The 12,317-nt window shown below is 35.0% G+C and carries 12 protein-coding genes; 3 read left to right on the top strand and 9 right to left on the bottom strand.

Annotated features, from left to right (window positions below):
* Positions 1 to 88: 88 nt before the first annotated feature.
* From SPD48_RS12070 to SPD48_RS12050, 5 genes are all read right to left on the bottom strand, one after another.
* Entirely contained in the window at positions 89 to 271 is a 183-nt protein-coding gene (locus tag SPD48_RS12070; RefSeq protein WP_336258362.1) for a cold-shock protein, read from the bottom strand.
* Between the two features lie 316 nt (positions 272 to 587).
* Complete coding sequence (locus SPD48_RS12065; RefSeq protein ID WP_336258361.1) at positions 588 to 1,325, bottom strand: Cof-type HAD-IIB family hydrolase; 738 nt, start codon at positions 1,323 to 1,325, stop codon at positions 588 to 590.
* A gap of 19 nt (positions 1,326 to 1,344) precedes the next feature.
* A complete protein-coding gene (locus SPD48_RS12060; protein WP_336258360.1) occupies positions 1,345 to 2,565 on the bottom strand; it encodes a CynX/NimT family MFS transporter in 1,221 nt (406 codons plus the stop codon).
* Positions 2,566 to 3,048: 483 nt separating this feature from the next.
* Entirely contained in the window at positions 3,049 to 5,043 is a 1,995-nt protein-coding gene (locus tag SPD48_RS12055; RefSeq protein WP_336258359.1) for a TRAP transporter permease, read from the bottom strand.
* Positions 5,044 to 5,131: 88 nt separating this feature from the next.
* A complete protein-coding gene (locus SPD48_RS12050) occupies positions 5,132 to 6,181 on the bottom strand; it encodes a TAXI family TRAP transporter solute-binding subunit (protein WP_336258358.1) in 1,050 nt (349 codons plus the stop codon).
* A 276-nt stretch (positions 6,182 to 6,457) separates the two neighbouring features.
* Here SPD48_RS12050 and SPD48_RS12045 point away from each other — a divergent pair, with 276 nt between their 5' ends.
* Positions 6,458 to 6,850: a YgzB family protein gene (locus SPD48_RS12045; protein ID WP_336258357.1), complete on the top strand. Its 393-nt coding sequence runs from the start codon at positions 6,458 to 6,460 to the stop codon at positions 6,848 to 6,850.
* A 12-nt stretch (positions 6,851 to 6,862) separates the two neighbouring features.
* The gene (locus SPD48_RS12040) at positions 6,863 to 8,620 is read left to right on the top strand and encodes a bifunctional chorismate-binding protein/class IV aminotransferase (protein ID WP_336258356.1); all 1,758 of its coding nucleotides are present in this window, start codon (positions 6,863 to 6,865) and stop codon (positions 8,618 to 8,620) included.
* An 88-nt stretch (positions 8,621 to 8,708) separates the two neighbouring features.
* Here the strand turns inward: SPD48_RS12040 and perR are convergent, their stop codons facing one another.
* From perR to bcp, 3 genes are all read right to left on the bottom strand, one after another.
* On the bottom strand, positions 8,709 to 9,152 hold the full coding sequence (perR, locus tag SPD48_RS12035; protein ID WP_442962148.1) for a peroxide-responsive transcriptional repressor PerR: 444 nt from the start codon (positions 9,150 to 9,152) through the stop codon (positions 8,709 to 8,711).
* A gap of 204 nt (positions 9,153 to 9,356) precedes the next feature.
* A complete protein-coding gene (locus tag SPD48_RS12030; protein WP_336258354.1) occupies positions 9,357 to 9,914 on the bottom strand; it encodes a cob(I)yrinic acid a,c-diamide adenosyltransferase in 558 nt (185 codons plus the stop codon).
* 12 nt (positions 9,915 to 9,926) lie between these two features.
* Positions 9,927 to 10,400, bottom strand: coding sequence for a thioredoxin-dependent thiol peroxidase (gene bcp, locus SPD48_RS12025; protein ID WP_336258353.1), 474 nt, complete (start codon positions 10,398 to 10,400; stop codon positions 9,927 to 9,929).
* A 187-nt stretch (positions 10,401 to 10,587) separates the two neighbouring features.
* Between bcp and SPD48_RS12020 the strand changes: the two genes are divergently transcribed.
* On the top strand, positions 10,588 to 11,760 hold the full coding sequence (locus SPD48_RS12020; protein ID WP_336258352.1) for an aminotransferase class I/II-fold pyridoxal phosphate-dependent enzyme: 1,173 nt from the start codon (positions 10,588 to 10,590) through the stop codon (positions 11,758 to 11,760).
* A 108-nt stretch (positions 11,761 to 11,868) separates the two neighbouring features.
* On the opposite strand, the gene SPD48_RS12015 is transcribed toward SPD48_RS12020, so the two are convergent.
* The gene (locus SPD48_RS12015; RefSeq protein WP_336258351.1) at positions 11,869 to 12,294 is read right to left on the bottom strand and encodes a potassium channel family protein; all 426 of its coding nucleotides are present in this window, start codon (positions 12,292 to 12,294) and stop codon (positions 11,869 to 11,871) included.
* Positions 12,295 to 12,317: the final 23 nt, after the last annotated feature.

Raw genomic sequence — 12,317 nt, 5'->3', positions numbered from 1 at the left:
CAATAAAAAACCTGGCAACAGCCAAGTTTTTCAAAGTATTTCTAAAATATTTAGACCTAAATGTTTTGTCTACCTTTCCATCTAAAAATCACTCTAATGTTGGAAGCATTCGTACCTCTTGTTCCATATTCGATTGACAAAGTGGACATTCAGGTTCCGTTTCAAAGCTAAATGATTCTCTCATCCATCCCTGACATTCATCGTTTGTACATGACCAAACATTCGTCTCAACTTCTGGTAATGGTTCTTTAGGTCCTCGGGAAAAAGCCATGGTACCATCCCCTTTCACTATCTTTATTATACCTCTTTTTTGAAAATAAAGAAAGTTTACTTTACGAAACAATCATAGGCATATTCATTATGTAAGAAACTTGGATAAAATCAGAGCTATAAATTTGCATCAAAACTATATGACTATGTAGTCTGCCTTAAAGTATCTCTAGATTAAGTTTTCCCTCATGATATAAAAATATTCATTTCTATGAAAAACATATTTATTAATAAATTAAAATCCACCTTTCGTAGTGAAACAACTAGTCATATTCCTGAATAAAATCTTCACATAAAAGGTGGATCTGATTATTAAATTAATCTAATACATATTTTTCAATCGCTTTTGCTACACCATTATCATTATTCGTTTCAGTAACATAGTCTGCAGACTCAATAATTAATTGCTGTGCATTTTTTACAGCAACTCCTATTCCGGCCTGTTCAATCATTTTTAGATCATTTAAACTATCACCAATAGCCATTACTTCTTCCATCGAGATATTAAGTCGTTTGCAAATAAAATTGATCGCATTCGCTTTATTTACTCCTGCTCTGTTTACCTCTAAATTCGTTAAAGAAGAATTCGTAATTTCAATTTCCTCAATATGTTCTAAATCAGAAAGTAAATCTCTCTTAACCTTTTCGGTTAAATTGCCATACCCTAGCTTCAACCACACATGATCCTCGAAGTTTTCTGGCCGCTGTCTATTTACGAATACTTGGTCGGTGGCAACAATCCACATATGTAAGTTACGCTCATATCCAAGTTGCCAAAGCCTTTTAATTTGTTCAACTTCCAATGGATGGCGATCTATTAATTCATGATTTACTGTCCAAATCTCAGCCCCATTTGATGTAATAATATAAGAAGGTAATTTTAATTCCTCTGCAAAAGTGGAACACATTGGTAGTGGTCTCCCAGTACTTAACACAACTTCTGTTCCCTGTGCCAAAGCTTGCTGAATAATGTCATGAGTATATGGACTTACTACCCCATCATCATTTAAAAGAGTTCCATCCATATCAAGTGCGATTAATTTAATTTTCTTCATAACTATCTCCTTTATAAACTTATTCAAGGACATACTTATTTTGCCCTGCACTCATTCCAACATAAATAATTATACATGTTATTACAATTAAAATAATTAGCGGGATTGTCCATGCGTGCGTGAGATCGTATAAATATCCAATAAATATTGGGCCAATAGCCGCTAATAAATATCCCATTGATTGTGCCATACCTGATAATTCTGCCGCATCGCGTGCGTTTTTCGCTCGAATTGTTAAAAATGATAAAGACAGTGCGAAATTAGCACTAGAAGCAATCCCTATTAAAGTAATTGCAATCATAATCAAAACAAATGATGGTTTATTTAATAAGATTAAGATACCAATGATATAAAACATATTTATGCCAATGACGAGTAAACGCTGTGTTTTCATCTTAACTGCTATGATAGGTATAATAAAACTAACTGGTATACCTAAAAACTGAAAATAAGATAACATATATCCGGCAGTAACTTTTTCCATCCCACGATCCATCAACAATTCTGGAAGCCATGAAATAGTTACGTAGAAAATAAGTGATTGAAAACCCATAAATAATGCAACTTTCCAAGCAAGAGAAGACTTCCAAATTCCGCTACCAGTCTTCGTCTCAAAAAAGCGTGCTTGTTCATTCATTTTTTTCCTTTTGTTTTTTGTATATACAATTAGCCAAACGAATAAACCAATTATTGCGGGAATAATCCATACGAGTAACGAAACTTGCCACCCGAGACCTAATCCTTCAGATAAAGGAACACTAATACCAGAAGCGGAAGTTGCAAAAATAGCCATCGACGTAGTATATATGCTTGTCATGATCGCTATTTTAGCTGGGAATTTTTCTTTTATTACACCTGGTAAAAGCACATTGCAAATTGCAATACCCAAACCTACCAAAAATGTGCCAAAAAAAATTAAAAATACGATCGAAATGGAGCGCAAACAAATGCCTAAAATCAGTATGAACAATCCAAGGACCAATGTCATTTCATTTGATAATTTATTAGCCAACTTGGGAGCTATTGGAGACATAATAGCAAAGGCTATTAATGGCAAACTTGTTAGCAGCGCAACGCTCCAATTTGAAAATCCAATATCGTCCCGAATTGTTCCAATCAAAGGGCCAATTGATGTAATTGCGGGCCGCAAGTTAAAAGCAACAAAAATAACTCCGATAAATATTAAGGCGTGATAGAACTTATCATCTTTTTGGATTAGTAACAGTTTTTGTTCGTCCATCCGACAACCACCTTCCTAGCTCCTTCCCTATCATATCATATCTCACGTTTTATCGTTGATAAATTCAAATCTTATCCTATCCATCATTCATAATCTGCTACCATGCTCTTAATCGGATTCTCTTCCATTTCCCATTATGTGAAATGATAATGCATATGTAAGATCTTCCTAAATATCCTCGATTGACTCAGCCTAAGGAACTTCACTTATCATGTTATTTTAAGAATCAGACCCGACGATTTTCCCAAATATGAGCTTTGTTGTAATAAGTTGACCTATCTTCATGAAACAAATACAAAACAGGAATCTATAATTGCTGAATTACGTAAATATGAGCTAATTGAACTCTAGATGAGCCGAATTAATATTGTTTGAAAGACACCACAATTGTTAAAACATAAAAAACGCACAATCTATTGTGCGTTCTGTTAAGTACCGTGTAATCTCCGTTCTCGGCTATTGATAATAATCCCAAAATAAAAACTAAGAAGAAACGGATGCAGTTATGGTTTGTTTACCTGTACCACTGTCGTCTTCTCTTTGTTTTTGAATAAACCACACAATTCCAAGTAAAGCGATACCTGCAATATTTGTGAACATCTCAGGTAAAATTAACAATAATCCTCCGCTGAATAATAATAAACGTTCCCATACACGACAATGACGAATATAAAATCCAATCATGGCACTACTTACTCCAATCATACCTAGAACAGCAGTAATAATGGCAAGTACTAAACTAAATCCTTTTATATCTACTAATACTAAAATAGGATCATAAACAAATATATATGGAACAATAAATGCTGCGATTGCTAGTTTGACAGCTGTAACACCACTCTTGAATGGATTTGCCCTTGCAATACCAGCTCCGGCATAGGCAGCAAGACACACTGGAGGGGTGATATCTGCTACTATACCAAAATAAAACACAAACATATGGACAGCAATTGGTGCTACATCGAAACCATTAATTAAGGCAGGAGCAGCAATAGTAGCTGTTACAACATAGTTTGCTGTAGTTGGTAATCCCATTCCTAAAATTAAACAAGCAATCATTGTAAAAAACAAGGCCAAAATCAGATGACCTGCAGATAATGAAATAATTCCTGACGCAAACTTAGCTCCAAGCCCTGTAATACTGACAACTCCAGCGATAATCCCGGCGGTAGCTACAGCTGCAATTACAGGAAGCGCCACACGTGCACCCTGTTCAAATACGTAAATCGTCTTTTTAAAGGACATTCTTGATTCTTTCCGAATTAAACTAACTAAATAAGCAGCGATGATTCCATAGATTGCTGCACGCTGGGGTGTAAATCCAATCATAACGGTACCAATAATAACGAATAATGGGATTAACATATAACCGTATCTAAGCATCTGTTCCTTTAATTTAGGTAACTCGGATACTGGAACCCCTAAAATCCCCAATCGTTTAGCTTCAAAATGTGTACCGATAAAAATTCCGGTAAAATATAAAATGGCTGGAACAATCGCCGCTAACATGATTGCCCCGTACGATACCCCTAAATATTCCATCATAATAAATGCAGCTGCTCCCATAATTGGCGGCATGATTTGCCCACCAGTTGAAGCAGATGCCTCTGTCCCTGCTGCAAACTCAGGTTTAAAACCAGAATTTTTCATCATTGGTATTGTAAACGATCCGGAAGCTACCGTATTTCCCACTGAACTCCCAGATACCATTCCTTGTAGTGCACTGGCAGCTACTGCAGCTTTAGCTGTCCCTCCAGTGAAACGTCCTGTCAGAGCAAATGCCAAATCATTGAAAAATTGACCAATTCTTGTATGGATTAGCATTACCCCAAAAAACAAAAACAAATAAATAAACTTCGAGGATATTTGAATCGGCGTTCCAAATATACCACTTTCCTGATACCATAGATTTGTAGCTATCCGATCAAATGAGAACCCTGGATGGGATAATATTTGTGTTGGAATATATTTACCAAATAATGCGTAACAGATCATTACAGAAGCTACAATGACAATTGGAATTCCAACCGTTCTTCTCGTTGCTTCGAGTAATAATAAGATTGCAACAATCGAAATAATCGTATCGAGTGTACTATAGCCACTAATTCTACTCTGTATAATGGAATCAAAAAAGATTATTTTGTGGTAGGTTACATACATAGCTGTAAACGCTAACAAAACGTCATACCATGGAATCGTTTTTTGTTTGTTTTGCCAACCTTTCTTGGCAGGATAAAGTAAAAATATAAGACCAAGACCTGTTCCCAAATGGATTGCACCTTGTTTTTGGGAAGGTAATGTACCGAAATAACCGGAATAAATATGGAAAATTGTCAATGCTACCCCGAGAAACGTTACGACCCAAGCCCATTTACCAATTTTCTCTCTAAAGTTACTCTCTCGATCATATTTCTCAAGAATTTTTTGAGCATCTTTTTCTGCTTCTAGTTGCGTTTTTAATCTTTCTTGCTCATTCATCGTACCACCACCTTTTTCTTAAATTATAAGGAAAAGAGCGCTTGGGAGAGCTTTCTCTTTTCCTTTATATTAGAAAACTACTGAGAGATTACTTTCCACCTTCTAAACTTGTAATTCCTGTCGTCTCTCTTGTGATTATCTGAACGATTTCTGGATAAATATGGCCGATAAAAGCAACGTTTTCAACTGGATTACCTTCAAAGTCCCCTTCACCATTAACGGCTGCAAGGGAAGGTACGTGAACTGCCATCCCCACATCCATATTCCCTTCTCCGATCGTTGCTAAATTTTCAACAGATGCCCCTGTTTCCATGTTTGTAAAGTTAAAATCGAGGTGATTATTCCACACATTTGCAATTTCTCCACCTAACGGATAGTACGTTCCACCTTGACTTCCCGTCCCTAAAATAAACTCACTTTTTCTGCTACCTTCATCCGCTGTTAATTCAGCTACTGGATTGTCTACTGTTAATCCTTGTTCCTCATAATAACGTTTTGCACCTGGATGAATTGGTAATCCTTCAGCTCCATTTAATGCATTTTCTAAAGTCATTTCGGCAGCTTGAGCATGGGTAACTTCGTCTGCATTCTCTACCATGATTCTTGCAAGTTCGTATCCTAATTCTTCATCAATCGTATCTGTGTTCGCCATTAGCACCGCATATGCTGCTACAGTTTCAATATCTGAATCCAAAAAATCATAACTATCTTGCGGAATTGTATATCTCTTATAATCACTATTTGATTCAATTTCTTCGATTGCCTCATCTGATAATCCCAGCATCACAACATCTCCTGTTGACGCTTGCAAACTTTCAATACTACCAGCTGGCAATCCTAATATCCCAACAGAAATATCAATATTACCATCCTGAACACCATCTGCCGCATCTCCAAAACCTTCTTGAAATACTTGATAATCTCCTTCTTCCAATCCATATGCTCCCAAGATTACTTTGGAAATCGTATTTGTTTCACTTGCCGGAGGACCAATTGCTATTTTTGCCCCTTCTGCTCCACCGCCATCACCTGACGAGTCTCCACCACTTGTCGAGTCGCCTTTCCCGCCACATGCGGCTACCACTAACACTAAACCTACGAGCATAAAAATAAATGTAAGAAACCTAGTTTTACCCATTTTTATCCCCCTTATTTTTTTGCTTTCATGTAAACTAACATGATGTAGGTATTACATAAACTAAAGACTGGTAATTTTGGCAATAGTTCACATAAATAGCTTTATATCAGTATACTTATTATTTATGTAATTTTCAACCTGATTTTCTGAAGATTAAACCTTGTTTGATAGTTTAGAATATAGCAGGTGATGATACTAGGTATCGTTGCTTCAAATGTTAAACTCATGCTTTTTCATGTTATAATATAATCGAACAACTTAAGGAGGATACATACGTTGAGTGAACCACAATTAGTATATTCAAGTAAAATCAATAAAATCCGAAGTTTTGCACTCAGTCTTGTTTTTATTGGAATGATTGTTATGTATGGAGGGATTTTAACTAAAAACATCCCTTGGTTAATGGTCACTTTCTTTATACTTGGTGTTTTATTCGTTATTTTAAGTACGGTTGTTTATTTTTGGATCGGCATGTTATCAACAAAAGCAATACCTATTATTTGCCCTTCATGTGAAAAACCGACAAAGATGTTAGGACGAGTTGATGCATGTATGCACTGTAAACAACCATTAACTTTAGATAAAGAATTGGAAGGTAAAGAATTCGATGAAAAATACAACACTCGCAAATATCGTCGCGAATTAAAACAAAAACAGAGAGAACTATGAAGGGGATAAATAATGACTAGTCTACCAAATATACCCTTTCTCCAGTTCGATTTTTCATCGGAAAAAAACAGCAGAAATTCAATCGTCTTCTCTAATCCCACCGATGTTATTTGGACGAATAGTTTCTCAGAGGTTTCTGATTGTTTGAAAAAGGTTCAACAAGCTGTAGATTTAGGTTTTTATGCAGCAGGATATTTGAGTTATGAAGCGGCATACGCATGGAGAAAACGAAATAAGATATACCGTGATGTAACTATGCCGCTCCTTTGGTTTGGATTGTTTGAGAGTCCTAAGTCTCCTTTCTCACATAAAGAGGAAAGTTTTTCAGTTAGTGATTGGACATTTAATCAGACAAAAGATGAGTATTCACAATCATTCAATCTGATACAGCAAGCGATAGAACGCGGTGAAACGGATCAAATAAATTATACGGGTCATTTTCAAACGCCATTTTCGGGATGTGCATACACATTTTACAACCAACTTAAAAGTGCGCAACAAGCAAACTACTGTGCCTATATGGACTTAGAAAATATTCAGGTATTATCAGCCTCACCTGAACTATTTTTCCAAGTTAAGAATGGAAAATTGATAGCTAGACCGATGAAAGGAACAGTTCATCGGGGTAAAACATGGAAAGATGACGCGATAAATCGGCAATGGTTAGCAGCTTCGGAAAAAAATAAGCTTGAAAATGATTTAATTACGGAATTAATGATCGAAGAATTTAAAAAAGTTGTTGAACAACCAAGCATTAAAGTCGTTGATCAACATAATGTAGAAAAATATCCGACCGTTTACCAAATGACGTCAACCATTCAAGGTGACATACAAGAAAAAGTGTCGATAATAGATATTTTAACTACCCTATTCCCTTGCGGATCTATCACAGGAGTTCCGAAACAAGTAGCAATCGATTTAATAGCTGATTTAGAAAAGAGTCCACGAGGTGTTTATTGCGGAGCGATTGGATATATTACACCAAATAACGAAGCTGTATTTAACGTTCCTATACGAACAGTTGTCATTGACAAAAAGAAACATCTGGCAAGCTATGGTGCGGGTGGTGGAATTACAGCAAATTCGAACATGGAAGAAGAGTTTAATGAGGTTTTAACAAAAGCAAAAGTATTACACTATAAGCAGGAGACCTTTAGTTTATTAGAAACCATTGGATTAATTAACGGTCAATATTTAGTGTTTGATGAACATCTAAAAAGACTCAAAAGTTCTGCCGCTTATTTTGACTTTCCTATTGATTTGCAATCTATTAAGCATGAATTAATCTGTGTTAAAAATAAATGTAAAACAGGGAAGTGGCGTGTCCGATTAGTAGTTGACCGTGAAGGAGATTTTCAAATAGAACCTCAGCGACTCGTCAGCCCAATGAATCACAACGTCATTTTAGCAAAAAAACCAATAGATAGCGAAAATGTCTTTCACTATCATAAAACTACAAATCGTACAATATATGAACGTTTCTCAAAAGAGGATAATTGTACTTATGATGTATTACTTTGGAATAAAAACGATGAAGTAACAGAATTTACAACTGGAAATATCGTCGTTGAACAAGAGGGAGAACTTATTACTCCGCCAGTAGCATGTGGCTTACTACCAGGAACTTATCGCGAGAGATTAATAAAGAAAGGTATAATCAAAGTAAGAAAAATATTAATCAACGATTTACATTCATGTTCAAAGATCTGGCTAATTAATAGTGTCCGTGAATGGGTTCCAGTACAATTATTTAGAAATAATATAACTTAAATGACTTCATATATTGATAAAAATTCTGAACATAAAAAAAGAAATCGTCATGAATATGGCGATTCTTTTTAGTTATCTGGGCACTATTTTATTGAACACTAACATTCGAACACTCTTCACACTTACCATAAAGCTCCATTCGATGATGACTTATCTCAAAACCACTTACTTTCTCTGCTAATGATTCAATTTCATCTAGAGTTGGATAATGAAAGTCTACAATTTTTCCACAATCATCACAAATTATATGATAATGATCTCTCATATTACTATCGAATCGACTGGAGTCATCTCCATACGTTAATTCACGAACCAGTCCAATTTCACGCAATATACGTAAATTATTATATACAGTAGCAACACTCATATTCGGAAATTTTCCTTCTAATGCTTTGTAAATTTCATCTGCAGTTGGATGAGACATTGATGTAAGTAAGTATTCAAGAACCGCATGACGTTGTGGTGTAATTCTGATACCAGACTTTTTTAATGTTTCAATCGCGACCTGTAATTTACCGTCTGACACCGTCATGCACCTCGCTTTCACTTATATTTCATAATCTGTATTATCAGATTATAATGCTTATTAATAGTTTACCCTGTCACTTATAGAAATGTCAATCTAAACACACTACTGTATAATAATTATTTTAATTTGAATATCATTTTTCACGGACTAAGGGCATATTAATTGAGAAGAAATATGAAACAGTGAGAATTTTTTAAAAACGTATAATTACAGTTCAACTTGTAAAGGAATTTCCTCCCCTTTTAACTGATAATTCACATAACGAGCTGCAACGAATAAATAATCTGATAAACGATTTAAATAAGAAATTACTAGTGAATCTTCCAATTCGTCTTGAACACCTACAGCCATCCGTTCAGCTCTTCTTACTACTGTTCTAGCTAAATGAAGCGCGCTTGAAGTACTATTTCCCGACGGAAGTATAAATTGAGTAAGTGGCGGTAGATCTTCGCTCCACTCATCAATTTGCTTCTCCAACTCATTTATATGCTCTTCTTTTAATTTCCATGCTACCTCTCGATCACTTGGTGTCGATAATTCAGCACCTACATGAAAAAGTATTGTTTGAACACGGTACATTTTTTCCAAAAAAACATCCTTTTCATCCCAAGTCACATTACTCAAAAAACTTAACGCAAGTCCAATCATTGAATTTGCTTCATCACAAGTACCATATGCTTCAACTCGCAGATCATTTTTGGGAACTCTTTTCCCATATACTAAAGAAGTCGTTCCTTTATCTCCTGAACGAGTGTATATTCGCACGGTATCCCCCCTCTATTTACTTAAATTTTCTTGAATAAATTGTAATGTCTCTTCAATATGCTCTTTAACTCGAACTTTTCGGTACTCTTTTTGTATAATTCCATCCCGATCAATAATAAATGTTGACCGCTCAATTCCATAAAATTCTTTACCGAACATCTTTTTTAGCTTCCATACATCATAAAGTTTTGCTACCTCTTGTTCTGTATCAGCCAATAATTCAAAAGGTAATCCATGTTTATCAATAAATTTTTGATGTCTTTCAATCGGATCTGGACTTATTCCAATAATTACTGTATTTAGCTCCTTAAATGCATCGTAATTATCTCTAAAATCACATGCTTGTGTCGTACATCCTGGTGTCATATCTTTCGGATAAAAATAGAGAACAATGTTTTGTCCTTTATAATCTGATAAGGAAACTTTTTGACCTTCTTGATTTTCTAGTGTAAAATCAATTGCTTTTTTACCTACTTCAACAGACATAGTTCATTCTCCTTTAATTGAAAAATAATATCTATTAATTATAATAGACAATATTTCGGTCAGTTTCTAGTGAATGCTTTTATTCTAACTTAAATCTTTACAAACTTGTTTAATCAGAAAGTAAAGTGACTTTCTACTATACTGTGATAAAATAATAATAAAATACCACTTACGGAGGTATAGAAATTTGACAATTAAACCTTCTAATAAAATGTCCATTTTTTCACCGACAATTTTTAGTCAATTAAAAGCTGCCACTGTAAAAAAAAGTGCTACAGGAGCTAAAATTATTGACTTAAGTTTGGGAAGTCCCGATTTGCCACCTGCTGAAAAGGTTAGAGAAACATTATCAAAAGAAAGTGCAAAAGCCGATATGTATGGCTATACATTGGGAGGAACCGAACGTTTCAATGAAGCAGTCGCACATTATTACCAACGGCGTTCTAATGTCACCCTTAATCCAGACACGGAAGTTTTACAAACTATGGGTTCCCAGGAAGGACTCGTTCATCTTCCATTAGCTTTTTGCAACGAGGGAGATATCGTCTTAACTACGAATCCAGCCTATATCGCTTACGATGCAGGTATAAAATTAGCAGGTGCAGAACCTTATTATATGCCACTTTTAGCAGAAAATGATTTTTTACCTGATTTAGATTCTATTCCAGCTGAAATAGCTAAAAGAGCAAAATTATTAATTTTAAACTTACCTGGAAATCCAGTTCCAGCTCTTCCTAGTACATCCTTTTTTGAAAAGGTCGTACGTTTTGCTAAACAACACAATATTATCGTATTACACGATGCAGCTTATTCAGAATATTACTTTATAGGTGATGCACCAATTAGTTTCTTATCGACTCCTGGAGCTAAGGAAATAGGTTTGGAAATAAATTCATTGTCGAAAAGTTTTAGTTTAGCTGGAGCAAGAGTTGCTTATCTAGTTGGTAATGCAAAAGCAATTCAAATCATGCGTGAGTTTAAATCAAATTTAGACTATGGAATCTTTGCTCCAATCCAAGAAGCAGCGATCGTGGCGTTGGATAATGCCGAGGAAATTACAGATCATTTAAGAAATGTTTTTTCTAAGCGACATCAAATAATGATGAATGGTTTAAAAGATCTTGGATGGGAAGTAACTGAATCTCATGGTGGTATGTTCGTCTGGGCCAAATACCCTTACGCTATCGATGACAAAAATTTTGTATTTGAAGCAATTGATCAAGTTGGTGTTGTGATGGTGCCTGGAACCGTGTTCGGTACGGAAGGAGCGGGATTTGTCCGAATTGCACTTGTTCAAGAGATAAAATCATTGCAATTATCCATTGATTTATTAGAACAGCTTACTATTCGCAATACATAATTAAACAGTAAAGACTGCAAGTCTCACCTTATACTATCTTCCTTTCTTAAGATGGGACTTGCAGCTAGCTTTACTCCTCTCATTCCCTATTAATTTATTCCAACTCTATTAAGTTTTTTGCTGAAAATTTATATGCACTATTTTTAAAACAAATGCGGTTGGTAATAAATAGCCGATCAACGCTTGGATAACGGCAATAAATCTTCCAATTCCAATTGGAGTAATATCCCCATATCCTATTGTTAATAATGTTACACCACTAAAATAAAAGCTGCGAAAAAATAAACTGATAAGCGATGAATCTCCGTTTTCTACATTTTCAACTAACGTTAATTCATAAAATGATAACATAAAATAAATTAATCCAAAACCTACGATTACAATGCAATAGATCATGATCAATGTATAAAATACTTCTAAAGAAATACTCGTTTTATGTGTTTTTATATTAGTATCTTTTTCGCCATGAGTGATAAATTGGATGATACTTCTCGCAATGACAAAAAATATTACAATTATCAGGATCATATTCATATATTCAGAGCCCCACTTAAATT

This window comes from Pseudogracilibacillus sp. SE30717A, from assembly GCF_037071985.1.
GTDB lineage: Bacteria > Bacillota > Bacilli > Bacillales > Amphibacillaceae > Pseudogracilibacillus.
This window is presented reverse-complemented; position numbering and strand designations above follow the sequence as displayed.